At 56.7% G+C, this 17,743-nt stretch carries 17 protein-coding genes and 1 tRNA gene; 4 read left to right on the forward strand and 14 right to left on the reverse strand.

Annotated features, from left to right (window positions below):
• Positions 1 to 186: 186 nt before the first annotated feature.
• The 9 genes from AB6V08_RS22915 to dnaQ all read right to left on the reverse strand — a co-directional run bounded on the left by AB6V08_RS22915 (position 187) and on the right by dnaQ (position 9,287).
• The gene (locus AB6V08_RS22915) at positions 187 to 1,788 is read right to left on the reverse strand and encodes a gamma-glutamyltransferase family protein (RefSeq protein ID WP_368545053.1); all 1,602 of its coding nucleotides are present in this window, start codon (positions 1,786 to 1,788) and stop codon (positions 187 to 189) included.
• A gap of 9 nt (positions 1,789 to 1,797) precedes the next feature.
• Positions 1,798 to 2,673, reverse strand: coding sequence for an ABC transporter permease (locus AB6V08_RS22920; RefSeq protein WP_368545054.1), 876 nt, complete (start codon positions 2,671 to 2,673; stop codon positions 1,798 to 1,800).
• Positions 2,674 to 2,675: 2 nt separating this feature from the next.
• On the reverse strand, positions 2,676 to 3,617 hold the full coding sequence (locus tag AB6V08_RS22925; protein WP_368545055.1) for an ABC transporter permease: 942 nt from the start codon (positions 3,615 to 3,617) through the stop codon (positions 2,676 to 2,678).
• A 21-nt stretch (positions 3,618 to 3,638) separates the two neighbouring features.
• Entirely contained in the window at positions 3,639 to 5,153 is a 1,515-nt protein-coding gene (locus tag AB6V08_RS22930; RefSeq protein WP_368545056.1) for an ABC transporter substrate-binding protein, read from the reverse strand.
• A gap of 2 nt (positions 5,154 to 5,155) precedes the next feature.
• Positions 5,156 to 6,238: an ABC transporter ATP-binding protein gene (locus tag AB6V08_RS22935; RefSeq protein WP_368545057.1), complete on the reverse strand. Its 1,083-nt coding sequence runs from the start codon at positions 6,236 to 6,238 to the stop codon at positions 5,156 to 5,158.
• Positions 6,235 to 7,248, reverse strand: a complete 1,014-nt coding sequence (locus AB6V08_RS22940) for an ABC transporter ATP-binding protein (RefSeq protein ID WP_368545058.1) — start codon at positions 7,246 to 7,248, stop codon at positions 6,235 to 6,237. The genes AB6V08_RS22935 and AB6V08_RS22940 overlap by 4 nt, the downstream gene beginning before the upstream one ends.
• Positions 7,245 to 7,964, reverse strand: a complete 720-nt coding sequence (locus tag AB6V08_RS22945) for a FadR/GntR family transcriptional regulator (protein ID WP_368545059.1) — start codon at positions 7,962 to 7,964, stop codon at positions 7,245 to 7,247. Before AB6V08_RS22945 ends, AB6V08_RS22940 begins: the two co-directional genes overlap by 4 nt.
• Before the next feature lie 383 nt (positions 7,965 to 8,347).
• Positions 8,348 to 8,424 (reverse strand) — tRNA-Asp (locus tag AB6V08_RS22950).
• A gap of 131 nt (positions 8,425 to 8,555) precedes the next feature.
• Positions 8,556 to 9,287: a DNA polymerase III subunit epsilon gene (gene dnaQ / locus AB6V08_RS22955; RefSeq protein ID WP_368545061.1), complete on the reverse strand. Its 732-nt coding sequence runs from the start codon at positions 9,285 to 9,287 to the stop codon at positions 8,556 to 8,558.
• 64 nt (positions 9,288 to 9,351) lie between these two features.
• Here dnaQ and rnhA point away from each other — a divergent pair, with 64 nt between their 5' ends.
• Positions 9,352 to 9,819, forward strand: coding sequence for a ribonuclease HI (rnhA, locus tag AB6V08_RS22960; RefSeq protein ID WP_368545062.1), 468 nt, complete (start codon positions 9,352 to 9,354; stop codon positions 9,817 to 9,819).
• Here the strand turns inward: rnhA and AB6V08_RS22965 are convergent, their stop codons facing one another.
• Positions 9,820 to 10,536 carry a class I SAM-dependent methyltransferase gene (locus AB6V08_RS22965; RefSeq protein ID WP_368545063.1) on the reverse strand — a complete coding sequence of 239 codons (717 nt, stop codon included), beginning with the start codon at positions 10,534 to 10,536 and terminating at the stop codon, positions 9,820 to 9,822.
• Positions 10,537 to 10,568: 32 nt separating this feature from the next.
• Here AB6V08_RS22965 and gloB point away from each other — a divergent pair, with 32 nt between their 5' ends.
• Both gloB and mltD read left to right on the forward strand, forming a co-directional pair.
• Positions 10,569 to 11,327: a hydroxyacylglutathione hydrolase gene (gloB, locus tag AB6V08_RS22970; protein WP_368545064.1), complete on the forward strand. Its 759-nt coding sequence runs from the start codon at positions 10,569 to 10,571 to the stop codon at positions 11,325 to 11,327.
• A gap of 68 nt (positions 11,328 to 11,395) precedes the next feature.
• Entirely contained in the window at positions 11,396 to 12,760 is a 1,365-nt protein-coding gene (gene mltD, locus AB6V08_RS22975) for a murein transglycosylase D (protein ID WP_368545065.1), read from the forward strand.
• A 56-nt stretch (positions 12,761 to 12,816) separates the two neighbouring features.
• On the opposite strand, the gene AB6V08_RS22980 is transcribed toward mltD, so the two are convergent.
• The 3 genes from AB6V08_RS22980 to AB6V08_RS22990 form a co-directional block, all read right to left on the reverse strand.
• Positions 12,817 to 13,593: a class I SAM-dependent methyltransferase gene (locus AB6V08_RS22980; protein WP_368545066.1), complete on the reverse strand. Its 777-nt coding sequence runs from the start codon at positions 13,591 to 13,593 to the stop codon at positions 12,817 to 12,819.
• 77 nt (positions 13,594 to 13,670) lie between these two features.
• The gene (locus tag AB6V08_RS22985; protein WP_368545067.1) at positions 13,671 to 14,471 is read right to left on the reverse strand and encodes an endonuclease/exonuclease/phosphatase family protein; all 801 of its coding nucleotides are present in this window, start codon (positions 14,469 to 14,471) and stop codon (positions 13,671 to 13,673) included.
• Between the two features lie 99 nt (positions 14,472 to 14,570).
• A complete protein-coding gene (locus tag AB6V08_RS22990; RefSeq protein WP_368545068.1) occupies positions 14,571 to 15,746 on the reverse strand; it encodes an MFS transporter in 1,176 nt (391 codons plus the stop codon).
• A 104-nt stretch (positions 15,747 to 15,850) separates the two neighbouring features.
• Between AB6V08_RS22990 and yafC the strand changes: the two genes are divergently transcribed.
• The gene (yafC, locus tag AB6V08_RS22995) at positions 15,851 to 16,756 is read left to right on the forward strand and encodes a DNA-binding transcriptional regulator YafC (protein ID WP_368545069.1); all 906 of its coding nucleotides are present in this window, start codon (positions 15,851 to 15,853) and stop codon (positions 16,754 to 16,756) included.
• A gap of 28 nt (positions 16,757 to 16,784) precedes the next feature.
• On the opposite strand, the gene dkgB is transcribed toward yafC, so the two are convergent.
• A complete protein-coding gene (gene dkgB / locus AB6V08_RS23000) occupies positions 16,785 to 17,588 on the reverse strand; it encodes a 2,5-didehydrogluconate reductase DkgB (protein ID WP_368545070.1) in 804 nt (267 codons plus the stop codon).
• Positions 17,589 to 17,743 lie beyond the last annotated feature (155 nt).

Genomic DNA, 17,743 nt, shown 5'->3' on the forward strand with positions numbered 1-17,743 from the left:
GGGTGGTCAGGGAGGCGGCGGTGAGCCTCCCTGACACGTTCACAAGTATTGTGGTGACAGAGAAGCAGAAAACGTGAAGTGAACGGAACGACCACCAGAGCCGTATGTTCCCCTCACCCTAACCCTCTCCCCGAGGGGAGAGGGGATAGTTCCGTGCAAACACAGTTTCGTGGGGAACCCGCACAGCTAGCTCACCAGCGCCTGCCCGTCCTTACGGCTTTCCGTCGCGGCCACGTAGTGACCTTCCGGCATCCGGTAAATCACCTGCGCACCGCCAAAGTTATAGTCCTGCAGCGGATCTTCCACCACAATCTGATGCCCGCGCTCGCGAAGCGCCGCAATGGTGTTGCGGTCGAACGTGGATTCCACGATCACTTCCCTGCCCTGCACCACGCGCCAGCGCGGCGCGTCGATGGCCGCCTGCGGGTTTTGCCCGTGCAGCATAATGCGCAGCGCCATCTGCATGTGGCCCTGCGCCTGCATCGGCCCGCCCATCACGCCGAACGACATCAGCGGCTGGCCGTTGCCGTCCATCGCGAAGCCCGGAATGATGGTGTGGAACGGACGCTTGCTGCCCGCCAGCGCGTTCGGGTGTTTCGGGTCGAGCACAAAGCCGCAGCCGCGGTTTTGCAGGCTGATCCCGGTGTCAGGCACGACGATGCCCGAGCCAAAGCCCATAAAGTTCGACTGAATAAAGGAGATCATCATGCCGCTGGAATCCGCCGCGCTCAGGTACACCGTCCCGCTCTGGGTCGGCGAGCCGTAGACGAAATCAGAGGCGAAATCGTGGTCGATCAGCGCCGCGCGGGACTTCAGGTAATGGTCGCTCAGCAGCTCTTTCGCCGCGAACTCCATGTGCTCCTCGTCCGCCACGTAGCGGTCGAGATCCGCCAGCGCCAGCTTCATCGCCTCAATCGACAAATGCAGCGACTGCACGGAATCCGGATGGTATTTCTCGATCCCGCACTGCTCAAGGATACCGAGCGCGATCAGCGTGGCGATCCCCTGGCCGTTTGGCGGCAGCTCCTGCACGGAGCCCCCCGCAAAATCACGCGACAGCAGCTCAACCCAGTCCACGCGATGGTTCGCCAGATCCTCTGCGCTCAGGTGCGCCCCGTGCTCTTTGGCAAAAGCCGCGATCTTTTGCGCCAGTTCGCCGCGATAAAACGCTTCGCCGTTGGTTTTGGCGATCAGCTCCAGCGAGTTCGCCTGCGCCGGGTTACGGAAAATCTCGCCCACGCGCGGCGCACGCCCCTCCGGGGCAAAGCAGGCGCTAAAGCCCGGCTGATCTTTCAGCTTGTTATAGCCGCGCTGCCATAAATGACCAATCAGCGGCGACACCGGAAAACCGTTGCGCGCGTAGTCAATGGCAGGCTGGGCCAGCGTGGTGAGCGGCAATGTACCAAAACGTTCCGCCAGCGCCACCCAGCCCGACACCGCGCCCGGCACCGTGACCGCATCCCAGCCAATTTCCGGCACGGCGGTTTTGCCGGTAAACAGGTCCGCGTGCCAGCTGGCGGGAGAGCGCCCGGAAGCGTTCAGGCCGTGGAGCTTTTTGCCATCCCAGACGATAGCAAACGCGTCGCTGCCAATCCCGTTGCCGGTCGGCTCGACGACGGTCAGCGCCATCGCGGTGGCAATCGCGGCATCCACGGCGTTACCGCCCAGCTGCAGCATTTTCATGCCCGCCTGTGCCGCCAGCGGCTGCGAGGTGGCCACGGCGTTGTGGCCCATCATCGGCGGGCGTCGAGAATCGTAACCGGAAGTAAAATCAAGCGCTTTGGTCATCATGACTCCTTAGTCGTGGCGCGGATCGAGCGCGTCGCGCAGCCCGTCGCCGAGTAAATTAAAGCCCTGTACCGCCAGGAAAATCGCGACACCGGGGAAAACAGACATCCACGGCGCCTGCTCAAGAAAGCCTTTCGCCGTATTCAGCATGGAGCCCCACGACGGGTTCGGCGGCTGCTGGCCTAGCCCCAGGAACGAGAGGCTGGCTTCGGCGATAATCGCCGAGGCAATCGCCAGCGTGGCCTGCACCAGAATGGGCGACATCACGTTCGGCAAGACGTATTTCACGATGATCCAGCGGTCGGGCAGGCCGATGGCGCGCGCACCGTCGATATACTCTTCGTTGCGGATGGCGATCACCTGGCCGCGCGTCAGGCGGGCAAAGATCGGCATTGCAGACAGGCCGATTGCGATCATCGCGTTGGTCAGGCTCGGGCCCAGGAACGCCCCCAGCGCGATCGCCATGATCAGGAACGGGCACGCCAGCAGCGCTTCGATAAAGCGGGAGATCACCCCGTCCCACATCTTCTGGAAGTAACCCGCCACTAGCCCCAGCGGCACGCCGATGACCACCGCGATAACGACGGACATACAGCCCGCCATCAGCGAGGTTCTCGCCCCCCAGACGATGCGCGACAAAATATCGCGCCCCAGCTCATCGGTGCCAAACCAGTACATCGCTGAAGGGGCTTTGCGCACCGCGAGAAAATTCGCCTTGACCGGATCGAAGGGAGCAATGAACGGAGCGAGCAGCGCCAGCAGAACGAAAAAGCCGACAATCACCGCCCCAATCACCGCGCTCTTGTTGGCGAGGAATTTCTTCAACACCCGGTTTTGCGCGCGCGGCAGCGCGGGCGCAACGGTTTGCGTTGTCAGTTCCGCCATGATTAACCTCGCATTTTCGGGTTGATAAGGACGTACAGCACGTCCGCCAGCAGGTTCAGCAGCAGGAAGCCAATCGCCACGATCAGCACCACGCCCTGCACCACCGCATAGTCGCGGTTGAAAACGGAATCAACGATCATCTTGCCGAAGCCCGGAATGGTGAAGACCTGCTCGGTCAGCACCGCCCCGCCCAACAGCTCGCCGAACAGCAGCGTGGTGAGGGTGATAACCGGCACCAGCGCATTGCGGAACGCGTGCTTGAGAATCACCGCTTTTGGCAGCAGCCCTTTCGCCCGCGCGGTACGGATGTAGTCCGCTTTCAGCACGGCAATCATCGACGCGCGGGTATGGCGCATCAGCGTCGCCGCCAGCCCCGTACCGAGCACGCAGGCCGGAAGCAGCAAGGTGCGCAGGTTCTGGAGCGGATCTTCGCTAAACGGCACATAGCCGGACGCAGGCAGCCACTGGAGATTGACCGAGAAGACCAGGATCAGCAGGATCCCCAGCCAGAAGTGCGGTATCGAGATCCCCGAGATCGCCACAAAGTTCGCCCCGTGATCGACCCAGCCGTTTTTATTTACCGCCGCGAGGATCCCCATGCCGATGCCAAACACCAGCGCGATAATCATCGCCAGCAGCGACAGCTCTACCGTTACCGGCAGCTTGCTGGCAATCAGCTGCGTCACCGGTTCATGAGTGCGTAAGGAGACACCAAGATCGCCCTGCAGCGCGCGCGTCAGCCAGTGGAAATACTGCACCGGGATCGGCGCATCCAGGTTCAGCTCGGCGCGCAGCTGCGCAATCACCGCCGGGTCGCGCTCCTCTCCGGCCATCGCGATAAGCGGATCGCCGGGCAGCAGCTTTTGCAGCCCAAAGACCATCATGCTCACCAGCAGCAGGGTCGGGATAGCCAGCAGCAGACGTTTGCAAATCAGTTCAAGCATGGTTTCTCCTCGCCGCCTTCGTTATTTCGCCAGCGTTAAGCCGGCCAGACGCACGATGCCGTCCGGGTAAGGTTTAAAGCCCTGCACGCTTTTATTCAGGCCAAAAATGCGCGGCTCGAAGTAGAGGTAGGCGATAGGCATATCGGTTTGCAGCTGCTTGACCACTTTTTCATACAGCGGCTGGCGCGCGGCCTGATCGGTGCTCTGGCGCGCCTGGGTCAGCCATTCGTCCACCTGCGCATTGCTGTAACGCCCGTCGTTCAGGGTGCCTTTGCTGTTGATAAAGCCGAAGATGCTGCCGTCCGGATCCGGGCGACCGGACCAGCCGGAGAAGCTCAGCTGGTAATCCCCGCTCTGCTGGCGGTCGAGGAGCGTGGCGAACTCGGTCATCTGCAGATTCAGGGTAAAGCCCGCCTCGGCCACCATCGCCTGCAGCACCTGGCCGACCTGCTGAGAAGTCGGGTTGTTTGGCACCAGCAGATTCACGGTCAGCGGCGTCGTCACGCCCGCGGCTTTCAGCAGCGCTTTGGCTTTATCAACGTCGCGCGGAGGAACCGGCAGATTCACGTGGTACGGGCTCACCGGAGAAAACGCCTGGTTTGCCGGGGTATAGAGCCCCTCGAACACCACCTGGTTTAACGCATCGCGGTCGATAGCCTGAGAGAAAGCTTCGCGCACGCGGGCATCTTTGAACGGATCGTTGGCCGGGACTTTGCCGTTGTTGATGTTGAAGGTGATCCCCTGATAGCCCAGCCCGGTCACTTTCGCCAGCGCCAGCTTGCTGTCGGCTTCGACGGTCTTCACGTCGCTGGCGGCAATCCCTTCGGTCAGGTCGAGATCGCCCGCCCGCAGGTTCGCCAGACGCACGGAGGCATCCGGGATCGGCAGATAGATAATTTTGTCGAAGTGGTAGGCGTCTTTGTTCCAGTAGTTATCGAAACGCGTCAGCACGATACGGTCCTGGGAGACGCGGCTGTCGAACTTATACGGGCCGGAGCAGACCGGGTGCGCCGCAAAGTCGGGCTTTTTCGCCGCTTCCGGGGCCATCATCGCGCCCGCGCGGTCGGTAAGCTGCATCAGCAGCGCGGCATCCGGGGTTTTCAGGTGCAGAACGATTTGCGTCGGGCTGGTGACTTCCACCGACTCGATGGACGAGATCTCGCTTTTACGCAGGGAGCCTTTCAGGGTCAGAGCGCGGTCGAGGTTATACTTCGCCGCGGCGGCATCGAACTTCTCGCCGTCGTGGAAGGTCACGCCCTCGCGCAGATTCATGGTCAGGGTTTTACCGTCGTCGCTCCACGCCCAGTCTTTCGCCAGACCCGGCACCACCTTCAGGTGCTCGTCCACGTCCACCAGCCTGTCGCACAGCGAGGCAAAGACGAAGCGGCCATAGTAGGTACGCGCCAGATGCGGATCGAGCATATCCGGGTCCGCGCCCAGGCCAATTCGCAGCACGCTTTCAGAATGGGCGGGCAGCGTCGCGCCAAGCAACATAACACTTCCCAGTACGGTCAAAAGAGAATTACGCATTGTCATTATCATGAGTTCCTTGAAGGAAGGGAGGAGTGAGAGGCCGCGTGTTCGAACAGCGCGCGGCGGCGCAAAAATGCTGCGGACGGCGGTGCTATCTGAATCACACTGCGATCGCGGTTAATCTCCTGCCAGCGATGGCAGGCAACCTGACGTCCGCCGTCCAGCACCTGGTTAATCGGCTCGACCTGGCGGCATTCGTCCGTCACGTAAGGGCAGCGGGTGTGGAAACGGCACCCGGACGGCGGGCTGGACGGGTTGGGCAGATCCCCTTGCAGGAGAGGCGTATTGCGCTCTGCCCCCGGCTGCATTTGCGGTGCCGAAGCGATCAGCGCCTGGGTGTAGGGGTGCAGCGGCGCATCGAAGATATCGTCGACGGTTGCCAGCTCCACGATTTGCCCGAGGTACATCACCGCCACGCGGTCGCTCATGTGGCGGATCACCGCCAGGCCGTGCGCGACGATCACCATCGTCAGCCCGAGCTGATGCTTCAGGCTTTCCAGCAGGTTCACCACCTGCGCCTGAACGGAAACGTCCAGCGCGGACACGGGCTCATCCCCGAGCAGCAGTTTCGGGCCGGAGGCCAGCGCGCGGGCAATCCCGATGCGCTGACGCTGCCCGCCAGAAAACTCGTGCGGATAACGCCCGGCCCAGGCGGCAGGCAGGCCGACGGTGTTAAGCAGTTCGGCGACGCGATACTGGCGGTCTGCTTTCTTCATGTTCTGATGCAGCCACAGCGGCTCGCCCACGATCTGCTCGACGGTCATGCGCGGGTTCAGCGAGGCAAACGGATCCTGAAAAATAATCTGCAGCTCGCGTCGAAGCTGATTCAGACGCGCCCCGGAGGCGTGGGTGATCTCCTCCCCCTGGTAAAACACGCGCCCTTCGCTCGCCGCCAGCAGGCGCAGCAGCAACCGTCCAAGCGTGGATTTACCGGAACCGGATTCCCCGACAATCGCCAGCGTTTCGCCCGGCATCACGGCAAGGGCTACGCGGTCAACGGCGGTCACGAAGCGCGCTGGGGTAAAAAGCTTTTTAGGGCCGGGAAACAGCTTGCTGAGGTCACGGGCTTCAAGAATTGGCGTCGTCATGCGATCTCTCCCAGCGCAATATGGTGTTCCAGCGGCACGCGGAAACAGGCCACCTGATGCCCGGCTGCCAGCGTATTGAGGGGTGGTTTTTCATCGTGGCAGCGGGTTTGCGCGAACGGACAGCGGGTGGCAAAACGGCACCCTTTGGGCATCGATTCCGGCAGCGGAACGGCACCGGGAATCGTTGAAAGCTGGCCCTTGCGCGCGCCCAAAGAGGGGATCGACCCCATCAGGCCGATGGTGTACGGATGCTGCGGGTCGGCAAAGATCGCCTCAACGCTCCCCTGCTCCACCACCTGTCCGGCGTACATTACCGCCACCTGCTGCGCCACTTCCGCCACCACGCCTAAATCGTGGGTGATCATCAGCACCGCCGTGCCCGTCTCTTCTTTTAAGGTGTTGAGCAGCGCGAGGATCTGCGCCTGAATGGTGACGTCCAGCGCCGTGGTCGGCTCGTCGGCAATCAGCAAGCGCGGATGGTTAATCAGCGCCATCGCAATCATCACGCGCTGGCGCATCCCGCCGGAAAGCTGATGGGGATAGGCTTTCAGGCGCATCTCCGCCGCCGGGATCTGCACTTTTTCCAGTATGCGCAGCGCGGCGTTCATTGCCTCGGCGCGGGAGACGTTTTGATGGCGCATCACCGCCTCGCTCAGCTGGTCGCCAAGCGTAAAGGCCGGGTTGAGCGAGGTCATCGGCTCCTGGAAAATCATCGCCAGCTCGCTGCCGCGAAGGTCAGCGTATTCGCGCGGGGAGAGCTTTCGCAGGTCGTGGCGGCGAAACTGCATCTCGCCGCTGAGGATACGCGCGCTGGCGGGCAACAGCCCCATCAGTGCCAGAGAGGTGATACTTTTCCCGCAGCCCGACTCCCCCACCAGCGCCAGCGTTTCACCCGCCTTTACGGTCAGCGAGATGCCATCAAGCACGCTCACGGGCGAGCCGGCGAATTGGACGTTGAGGTTGTGCAGCCGCAGTACGGGTGTCGCTTCCTTAAAGGGGATCGTCGTCATAGCGTGGAATCGTTCTCAAGATGGATAGCCTGAATCAGGGCGGTTTGCAGGCTGAGCAGATGTTCGCGCATCGCGGCAGCGGCTTCATTTGGCTGGCGATGAATAATCGCGGTCATGATCTTGTGATGATGGTCGTTGTAGTTATCAACGCGCTCAGGGGTGCGGGCAAGTTCGCGCAGGTGCTGCCAGCCGGGCTCACGCCTGACGGCATCAATGGCATCAAACAGGCCGAGCATCAGACGGTTGCCCGCGGCTTCCGCTATGGCCCGGTGGAATGCGCTATCCCACAGCTCGTTGAGATCGCGGTCGTCCGGGCTGACCTTGTCGATGCGTTCCAGCATGCGCTGCATCAGCGCGAGGTTTTCCCTGGTGGCACGCAGTGCCGCAAGACGTGCGAGACCCGGCTCAAGCTGCAGACGGGCTTCCATCACTTCCAGCAAATTGGTTTGTTGTATCAGTCCCTGTAGCGCCAGCGGCTCTACGGGGGCTGCCGGGCCAATAAACGTACCTTTGCCCTGCTTACGCCAAATCCTTCCCTCTTCTTCCAGCACGTCCAGCGCGCGACGCACTTCGCGTCGTCCTACGCCGAGTGTTTCCGACAGCTCACGTTCAGTGGGCAGCGGGATGCCTGGTGTTGACTCGTGCTGGTTGATAAGCCCGCGCAACTGCTCAAGCGCGGTACTGGAATTTGCCAGAAACCGTGACGGTTTTTCCATATTGGTTCGCTCGCTGTCATCATTTCTTTATTTTTATTAACAATAAGTTATGGATATAACCTTAAACTTACCGTCCTAATGATTAAGCAATTTATGAACCAATAAGCCATTGGTTCAGGAACTTTCTGAAAAAACCACGTTAACTGGATGATTTAACGCGGGTTATTTTTACAAGATTGTTACATACAGACATGGGAATTTGAGCGAGGCGGGGAATATTTGCACAATATGAGTGCAAGTAATGCACTATTATCGTGCAATTGTTAATAAATTGCACTGAATATATTAACCATTTGTTAACAAAATCGCAGTATCGATAAGATTTTTAAAGGGGTAAAAACGACGAAAGCCTGAATCATTTCTGATTCAGGCTTTCTGAATAGTGGCGGAACGGACGGGACTCGAACCCGCGACCCCCTGCGTGACAGGCAGGTATTCTAACCGACTGAACTACCGCTCCACTGTTCCCGTGTGGGGAACGAAGCGGATATTACGGATTGCCTCGGAACTCGTCAACGCTTTTTCTTAAGAATTGAATCGTTTGCTGCAAAAATCACCCGGACGCTGCTTTTACCAGCATTCCGGCACCGATTATGCACGCCACATGCAACTTCCGCCCTTCTTCTGCACTAAATCAAGACGGGATTCATGGTTGAGCAGCTCTTCATCGTTGGCTAAAACCACGCGCAAACGGCTGGCCTGACGAATAACGCGCTGAATTCCCGCCTCGCCCTGCGTCTGCTGCCCTTCATTTTCCATGCTGAACGCCATCGACGTTTGACCGCCGGTCATGGTCAGGTAAACATCCGCCAGGATCTGGGCATCGAGCAATGCGCCGTGCAGCGTACGCTTGGTGTTATCTATTTCATAGCGCGAGCAAAGTGCGTCGAGGCTGTTGCGCTTGCCGGGGAACATCTTCCTTGCCAGCGCCAGGCTATCGGTCACTTTACAGAACGTATTGGTCTTCGGAATATCGCGGTTCAGCTTGCTGAACTCATAGTCCATAAAGCCGATATCGAACGATGCGTTGTGGATGACCAGCTCTGCGCCTCTGATGTAGTCCAGGAATTCGTCTGCCACATCGGCAAAGGTCGGCTTATCCATCAAGAACTCGTCGGCGATTCCGTGAACGCCGAACGCTTCGGGATCCACCAGCCGGTCGGGCTTGAGGTAGACGTGGAAGTTGTTCCCGGTCAGACGACGGTTCACGACCTCAACGGCACCGATCTCAATGATCTTGTGCCCTTCGTAGTGTGCGCCGATTTGGTTCATACCGGTGGTTTCGGTATCAAGAACAATCTGGCGAGTAATTGCAGTGCTCATAGCGGTCATTTATGTCAGACTTATCGTTTAACTGAACGTTTCAAATACAGGAAGTCTACCAGAGATGCGTAAACAGGTAGAAATTTTCACCGACGGATCTTGTCTCGGTAACCCGGGTCCTGGCGGCTACGGCGCAATCATGCGCTATCGCCAGCATGAAAAAACCTTTAGCGAAGGCTATCGCCTCACCACCAACAACCGCATGGAGCTGATGGCCGCCATCGTGGCGCTGGAGGCCTTGAAAGAGCATTGCGACGTGGTGTTGAGCACCGACAGCCAGTACGTGCGTCAGGGGATCACCCAGTGGATCTTCAACTGGAAAAAGCGCGGCTGGAAAACGGCGGACAAGAAGCCGGTTAAAAATGTCGATCTCTGGAAACGCCTCGATGCCGCGTTAGGGCAGCATCAAATCAAATGGGAATGGGTAAAAGGCCACGCTGGACACCCTGAAAACGAACGCTGCGACGAGCTGGCCCGTGCGGCAGCGTCCAATCCCACCCAGGAAGACGTGGGCTACCAGGCGGAGTCCTGATCAGGGCTTGCGGTACTGACGCGTCGCGCCCACGGTCTGGCGAATTTGCGTTTTTGATTTGCTTTGTTTCATCGGGTTCAGCGTAAGGGGAATCGTCCGCTTGCGCGCCACGATAAACTGCATACAGCCCAGCGCGGGCAGATGGGTGCTCAGCAATTGTCCGCCCTGTCGCGCCCAGGGTAAGACCTGAAAGCCACCGTAGCTGAGCACTTCGAAGTTCAGCAGCGAAAGCCAGTCGAGCTGGCGCATCATCGTAAACATGCGGCTGTTATAGGGCGGCGTGCGGCGTAAAACCGGAACCAGCTTTCGCAGCCCCATAAGACTCAGCGGATTAAAGCCGCTGATAACCAGCCAGCCGTCATCAATCAACACGCGATCGGCTTCACGCAGCAAACGATGCGGATCGCTGCACCAGGGTAAAGTGTGCGCCAGCAAACAGGCGTCAACGGATTTTTCTGCAAAGGGTAAATGCAGCGGATCGGCCTTCACCTGAACGGGCATTCCGTCGAGTGAAACATTAACCTGATGGGAAATAGCGCAACTTTCCGTGTTGATTTCTGCGCTGAGATTGCCAATCTTAAGCAGGTGAAAACCATACATTTTTGCAAGCCACGGCTTAAGCTGTTGTTCCAGGGCTTCGCGATAGTATTCACCCCAGGGCAATACCGCCCAACGTTCCGGTGCTGCGACAGTCTGAGGTATCCTTGCCGGTTTCATCAAAACACCCGCCACGCTAAAAGAGGTAATTTATGAATCTTATCAGTATTCCAGCGTTCGATGACAATTACATCTGGGTTTTAGTTAACGACGATCGCCGGTGCATTATTGTCGATCCCGGAGAATCGGCACCAATTTTAACCGCGATCGCGGAAAATGGCTGGCATCCGGAAGCTATCCTCCTGACGCATCACCATCACGACCACGTGGGTGGCGTTCCGGCCTTGCGGGCAGAATTTCCGCATCTGGTGGTATATGGCCCGGCTGAGACACAAGATAAGGGAACAACGCAAGTAGTCGAAGAGGGCGAAAAAATCCTTATACTTGAGTCGGAATTTTCCATATTTGCCACACCTGGTCACACTTCCGGACATATTTGTTTCTACAGTAAACCTTATCTTTTCTGCGGCGACACGCTTTTTTCTGGCGGCTGCGGAAGGCTGTTCGAGGGCACACCAGCCCAGATGTATCAGTCTTTACAAAAGATTAACGCTTTGCCTGATGACACCCTCGTATGTTGCGCGCATGAGTATACATTAGGGAATATGAAGTTTGCGGCGAGCATCTTGCCTGAGGATCTGGCGATTCAAGATTATTACCAGAAAGTGAAGGAGTTACGTGCAAAAAACCACAAAACACTACCCGTAATTCTTAAAAATGAACGGAGAATTAATTTATTTCTGAGAACAGATGATATTGATTTAATTAATAAAATTAACCAAGAAACAAATTTGCAACAACCAGAACAGCGATTTGCATGGTTAAGGTCAAAGAAAGATAACTTCCGATAATTCTGGGTTGCCTTTTGAAAATTTCGCCGTTATCATCGCTCGTCTTTTAAGCAACTATTGACACACACATGAAGGCAAAAGCGATATTACTCGCCTCTGTCCTGCTTGTTGGTTGCCAGTCGCAAAACGGCAGCAACGTTCAGCAGCACGCACAGAGCCTTTCTGCAGCTGGTCAAGGGGAAGCAGGGAAGTTTACAAGTCAGGCGCGATGGTTGGACGATGGGACATCTTTCGCGCAGCAACAAGACTTGTGGGCCTCTATTGGCGACGAGCTAAAGATGGGAATTCCGGAAAATACCCGGATTCGCGAACAGAAACAGAAGTATTTGAGAAATAAGAGCTATCTCCACGATGTAACGTTACGGGCAGAGCCGTATATGTACTGGATAGCCGGGCAAGTTAAGAAACGTAACATGCCGATGGAGCTGGTACTCCTACCCATAGTGGAGAGCGCTTTTGACCCGCACGCAACGTCTGGTGCCAATGCCGCAGGCATTTGGCAAATCATTCCGAGCACAGGGCGCAATTATGGTTTGAAACAGACCCGCAGCTACGATGCGCGTCGCGATGTAGTCGCCTCCACGACTGCCGCTCTCGACATGATGCAACGTCTGAACAAGATGTTTGACGGCGACTGGTTGTTAACTGTCGCAGCGTATAATAGCGGTGAAGGTCGTGTACTGAAGGCAATGAAAGCGAATAAAGCGCGTGGTAAATCCACCGATTTCTGGTCGCTCTCACTGCCACAGGAAACCAAGATTTACGTACCGAAAATGCTGGCATTGAGCGACATCCTCAAGAACAGCAAGCGTTACGGTGTACAACTGCCAACACCAGACGAAAGTCGTGCACTGGCGCGTGTCCGCCTCAGCAGCCCGGTTGATATTCAACAGGTTGCCGATATGACGGGTATGTCGGTAAGTAAACTTAAAACCTTTAATGCAGGTGTTAAAGGCTCAACGCTGGGTGCCAGTGGCCCGCAGTATGTGATGGTTCCGCAGAAACACGCGGAGCAGTTACGAGAGTCCTTAGCTTCTGGTGAGATCGCCGCGGTTCAGTCAACGCTGATCGCAGATACCTCATCAGTTAACAGCCGCAGCTATAAGGTTCGTTCAGGTGATACGCTTTCGGGCATCGCATCACGTCTTGGCGTGAGCGCAAAAGATCTGCAGCAGTGGAACAATCTGCGCGGCTCTGGCTTGAAAGTGGGTCAGAATCTGACGGTCGGCGCAGGTAGCAGCGCGCAGCGTCTTGCCAACAATAGCGATAGTATTACCTATCGCGTGCGTAAGGGTGATTCGCTGTCCAGTATCGCGAAACGTCACGGCGTGAACATCAAAGATGTCATGCGCTGGAACAACGATACAGGGAACTTGCAGCCAGGCGACCAGCTGACGCTGTTTGTGAAAAATAGCGCAACGCCAGACTCCTGATAGCACGGTCTGAACAAAAAAAGGCACCGATTCCCCCGGTGCCTTTTTTATTTTGTTTATCCGGCTTTCTGCACTTCCGCCATGATGGTATCGCTGGTGAACGAGCCATCCTCCTGCAGCTCAAAGTAAGCCTTCACTTCCGCAGAAGCACTTTCCTGATACAGACGAATCGCCTGGCTTAATGCTTCAGGCGTCCGCATACGGGCAATCCAGGAGCTGAACTCCAGCGGCAAACGGTCGGTAATCAAAGACCGTGAAATCAGCCCGGCTTCCGCCGTCATCTGTAACCACTCCCCGCTGGAATAGTTGCGGACGTGGGACGTATCGCGCAGCGCTTCAACCGTTTGCAGGAAAATATCGCGAACAGGATGGCCCGGAGACATCACGTCCATCACGATAAAAATCCCGCCTGGCTTCAGGACGCGTTTAACTTCGCGCAGCGCCTGCCCGACATCGTGCCAGTGATGGGCCGAGTAGCGGCTGATCGCTACCTCGAACGACGCGTCTTCAAATGGTAAGGATTCCGCATACCCCTGGCGCGTAGTGACGTTGTTCAGCCCCTTAGCTCTGGCGGCCTCACTCACCACATCCAGCATCTGGCTGGATAAGTCATACGCCGTGACCTGAGCCACCTGCTGTGCAGCGGTGAAGCTCGCGTGCCCTGCCCCACAGCCTAAATCCAGCACGTGAGCCTGCGGGAAGGCGGCCAGACGGTCGCTCAGGCGCGTCAGATCGCGTCCTGAAGCGTGAACGGCACTGCTCAGATACGCGCTTGCCTGGGAGCCAAACTGCTTTTCTACGTTGTCATGATGGGAGCGTGTTGTTGTTGTCATCATACTGTCCTTTTGTTGTTGGAAAATTAAAGGGCAGCACCCGTACAGGCCTGCCCCACGGCAGACCTGACGCACCATTATCGTTCAGGTTTGCCGGGACTGAATTCAACGAGTAGAGGGTTGTGATCGGATGCGCGCGTCACCAGCACTGAGGCATCGTGAACGCTCAAACCGCGATAGAACACAAAATCGAGAGGACGACCAAAGGCTTTTTTACGCTGATCGTCCCCAAAGCGAACTTCACGCAGCGACATCTCACGCGCAAAACGGTACAGCGCGTTCATCCGCGGACGGCTCCAGGCATTGAAATCCCCGGCCATAATGATCGGCCCGCTGTGATGGGCAATCTGATCGCCAATCGGCAGTAACTGCTTACTGTACACATCGACGCCGAGGCTAAAATTCACAGCATGAATATTCACGACCATCAGCAAACGGCTGTCCGGCAGCGGATAGACCGTCACCAGCGCTGATTTCGCAAGCCGTAAAATGGGCTCACGCTCGCGAAGCGGGCAGCAGTAAACCGGATGCGCCGCCGACAGCGTCATAACGCCTGAAGGATGCTGGGGTAAAACGAAGGCCGGAACCTGATCGGCGGCGAGATAATTAGTAGTCGCAAACCTTACCAGCTCAGGCGTGGTTTGCGCTTCTTGCAGAAGAACGAGATGAGCGTCCTTACCGAAATTCTTGAGGACGGATAACCAGTCGGCACGCTGTTGCTTGAAGATATTCCACACCAGCACGCGGATTTTTTCATCGCTGCTTAACGGCGTCCCGGCGGGCAGTGCATTGCTGATGCTCGCGAACGACCCTGGCGGCAATATTCTCTCCGCAGGTAATCCGGCAACATAACGCATAGCATAGGTATTTTTTCGCACTTTCGGAAACCGCCTCTATAACATGAACCAGCCCGGAAAACGGACTGGTTCTAATGTTATAGGGATTTTAGGTCACACTTTCAACGCAATTGCTGTTATTTATCCCAGCGCAACGCGGGCGGGTTTATCCAGACGTCCGCTCAGACCAATCAACAGGAAAGCGATAAGCACAATCGCTGCACCAATCCACGGCGTTTGCGCCAGGCCAAAGTGCTCAACGGTCTGCCCACCGATGATGGAGCCGAGGGCAATGCCGATGTTAAAGGCGGCAATGTTGAGGCCAGAGGCCACGTCCACGGCATTCGGCGTGTACAGCTCCGCTTTCTGGACAACGTAGACCTGAAGGCCCGGCACGTTGCCGAAGGCAAAGATCCCCATCACCAGCACCGTCGCCAGCGCGGCGTATTGCACCGAAGCGGTAAACTGGAAGATCATCAGCAGGACAACCAGGGCGGCGAAGATGAACTTCAGAGCAGGCACTGCGCCGTGCTTATCGGCAAGTTTACCGCCCCAGATGTTTCCAATCGCCACCGAAACACCGTAGCCCAGCAGTATCCAGCTGACTGCACTCGGTGAGAAGCCCGCTAAATCCTGCATCATCGGCGCCAGGAACGTAAAGGCGGTGAAGACGCCGCCGTAGCCCAAAGCGGTAATGGCATAGATGATAAGCAAGCGAGGATGGGTCAGCACTTTGAGCTGGTCGCTGAAGCTGGCACTTGCGCGCCCGGGAATGTTCGATGGAACCAGCAGCAGACTGGCCAGCAGAGCAATCACGCCCAGCACGGACACGGCAAGGAAGGTTTCACGCCAGCCGAAATGCTGCCCGATAAAGGTCCCCAGCGGCACGCCGGTTACCAGCGCCACGGTTAATCCGCCAAACATAATCGCGATAGCAGATGCCGCTTTTTCTTTTGGCACCAGGCTGGTTGCAATGGTTGAACCGATAGAGAAGAACACGCCGTGTGCGAGACCGGTCAGCAGGCGGGCAATCACCAGCGTGGTGTAGTCCGGAGCCTGCCAGGCGAGAATGTTGCCGGCAGTGAACAAGACCATCAACGCCATCAGGAGTTGTTTACGTGGAAAACGCCCGGTGAGCGCGGTCAGCACGGGAGCACCAACGGCTACTCCCAGCGCATAGATTGAAACTAACAGCCCGGCAGACGGCAGCGAGATGGCAAGCTGGTCAGCAATTGTCGGGACAAGGCCTACGATAACAAACTCAGTCGTGCCGATTGCAAAGGCACTGATCGTCAGGGCAAGTAGCGCCAGTGGCATAAAATACTCCGTATCATCAGGATTAAGATGACAGGCAGTATGCGCCAGTGCTTAAATAACAAAAATGGTCAAAATCTCAATAGAATTTTGCAGGTGGTGCAACAATGAAAGCAACGTCCGAGGAGCTGGCAATCTTTGTCGCGGTAGTGGAGAGCGGCAGTTTCAGCCGGGCCGCCGAACAGCTTGGACAGGCAAACTCCGCGATCAGCCGCTCGGTGAAAAAGCTGGAGATGAAGCTTGGGGTCAGTTTGCTTAACCGCACGACGCGGCAGCTAAGCCTGACGGAAGAAGGTGAGCGCTATTTTCGGCGCGTACAGTCGGTCTTACAGGAAATGGCCGCAGCGGAGACAGAAATCATGGAGTCTCGCAACACGCCTCGCGGGTTACTGCGTATCGATGCTGCGACGCCGGTGGTGCTTCATTATCTGATGCCGCTTATTAAACCCTTCAGGAAACGCTACCCGGAGATGACGCTGTCCCTCGTATCATCTGAGACATTTATCAATCTGATTGAACGCAAGGTCGACGTGGCGATCCGCGCGGGGACGTTAACGGATTCCAGCCTTCGCGCCCGCCCTTTGTTTACCAGCTATCGCAAAATTATTGCCTCGCCTCAGTACATTGCCGAGTTTGGCCAGCCGGAGACGGTTGAGGAGTTAAAGCAGCATTTGTGCCTCGGGTTTACGGAGCCTTTGTCGCTCAACACCTGGCCTATAGCCTGCAGCGATGGACAGCTGCACGAAGTTGAATGCGGATTGTCGTCAAACAGTGGGGAAACGCTGAAGCAGCTCTGCCTCGAAGGGAACGGGATCGCCTGCTTGTCCGATTATATGATCGACAAAGAGATCGCCCGAGGAGATCTTGTTGAGTTAATGGCGGACAAGCGTCTGCCGGTAGAGATGCCCTTCAGCGCGGTGTATTACAGCGACAGAGCGGTAAGCACGCGCATTCGGGCATTTATCGACTTTCTGAGCGAGCATGTAAAAACAGCTCCCGGGGGAGCTGTGTGAGGGTTGGGGGTACAGAGGGCGGGCAATATTAATCCCAGTCAGGCGCCAGGCCTTCCGGGCTTACCAGGCGATCGTTGCAATCCAGCGCGGCGATCGCTTTTTTATCCTCATCATCCAGCTTGAGATCCTGCGCCAGCAGGTTACTCGCCAGGTTTTCACGCTTAGTGGAAGACGGAATAACGGCATAGCCTTGATCCATCGCCCATGCCAGTATTACCTGTGCAGCAGTCGCATTATGTTTTTTAGCAATGCCAATAATCACATCATCTTTCAATGCCTTACCATAGGCCAACGTCATGTAAGAGGTGATATGGATGCCGTGCTGTTTTGCCCACTCAACGACTTTGCCGTTTTGCAGGTATGGCGACAGCTCAATCTGGTTGGTTGCGATATTTTCAGCGCCGACGGCGGCAATTGCTCTTTCCATCAGCGGGATCGTGAAGTTAGAGATACCGATTTCACGGGTTAATCCCTCTTTTTTCGCTTCCAGCAGAGCCTGCATGAACTCTTCAACAGAGACTGCATCGTTGGGTGACGGCCAGTGGACCAGCGTCAAATCGACATAGTCGGTGCGCAGTTTCTTCAGGCTCTCTTTCAGGCTTGGGATCAGCTTGTCTTTGCTAAGGTTCTCGATCCAGATTTTGGTGGTGATGAACAGCTCGCTGCGGGGCACGCCACTCTCTTCAATAGCCTGACCTACAGCAGCTTCATTTTCATAAATCTGTGCCGTATCAACGGTGCGGTAGCCCAGCTCGAGAGCAGTTTTTACAGATGCGATAACAACGTCGTCTTTCAGGCGGAAAGTGCCCAGACCAAATGCAGGGATAGCCATATTATTCCTCGTTAATCATAGTTTTCGTTAACTGAGGGTATTATCGCGGCTACGGTTATGATGAAAAAGAGCGTAAAACGCAGAGGATTTTTGCTAATTTAGCAATAATTATACGATAGATAAGAAAAAAGCCCTGAGCGTTAGCTCAGGGCTTT

Origin of the sequence: Enterobacter soli (assembly GCF_964208575.1) — a bacterium.
GTDB classification, from domain to species: domain Bacteria; phylum Pseudomonadota; class Gammaproteobacteria; order Enterobacterales; family Enterobacteriaceae; genus Enterobacter; species Enterobacter soli_A.

Coding starts and splice junctions, on each gene's coding strand:
- AB6V08_RS22965 (WP_368545063.1), bottom strand. CDS start 10,536: ATGAAACCGGCAAGGATACCTCAGACTGTCGCAGCACCGGAACGTTGG.
- dnaQ (WP_368545061.1), bottom strand. CDS start 9,287: ATGAGCACTGCAATTACTCGCCAGATTGTTCTTGATACCGAAACCACC.
- rnhA (WP_368545062.1), top strand. CDS start 9,352: ATGCGTAAACAGGTAGAAATTTTCACCGACGGATCTTGTCTCGGTAAC.
- AB6V08_RS22990 (WP_368545068.1), bottom strand. CDS start 15,746: ATGCCACTGGCGCTACTTGCCCTGACGATCAGTGCCTTTGCAATCGGC.
- gloB (WP_368545064.1), top strand. CDS start 10,569: ATGAATCTTATCAGTATTCCAGCGTTCGATGACAATTACATCTGGGTT.
- AB6V08_RS22925 (WP_368545055.1), bottom strand. CDS start 3,617: ATGCTTGAACTGATTTGCAAACGTCTGCTGCTGGCTATCCCGACCCTG.
- AB6V08_RS22940 (WP_368545058.1), bottom strand. CDS start 7,248: ATGACGACGATCCCCTTTAAGGAAGCGACACCCGTACTGCGGCTGCAC.
- AB6V08_RS22980 (WP_368545066.1), bottom strand. CDS start 13,593: ATGACAACAACAACACGCTCCCATCATGACAACGTAGAAAAGCAGTTT.
- AB6V08_RS22915 (WP_368545053.1), bottom strand. CDS start 1,788: ATGACCAAAGCGCTTGATTTTACTTCCGGTTACGATTCTCGACGCCCG.
- AB6V08_RS22920 (WP_368545054.1), bottom strand. CDS start 2,673: ATGGCGGAACTGACAACGCAAACCGTTGCGCCCGCGCTGCCGCGCGCG.
- mltD (WP_368545065.1), top strand. CDS start 11,396: ATGAAGGCAAAAGCGATATTACTCGCCTCTGTCCTGCTTGTTGGTTGC.
- AB6V08_RS22945 (WP_368545059.1), bottom strand. CDS start 7,964: ATGGAAAAACCGTCACGGTTTCTGGCAAATTCCAGTACCGCGCTTGAG.
- yafC (WP_368545069.1), top strand. CDS start 15,851: ATGAAAGCAACGTCCGAGGAGCTGGCAATCTTTGTCGCGGTAGTGGAG.
- AB6V08_RS22935 (WP_368545057.1), bottom strand. CDS start 6,238: ATGACGACGCCAATTCTTGAAGCCCGTGACCTCAGCAAGCTGTTTCCC.
- dkgB (WP_368545070.1), bottom strand. CDS start 17,588: ATGGCTATCCCTGCATTTGGTCTGGGCACTTTCCGCCTGAAAGACGAC.
- AB6V08_RS22930 (WP_368545056.1), bottom strand. CDS start 5,153: ATGACAATGCGTAATTCTCTTTTGACCGTACTGGGAAGTGTTATGTTG.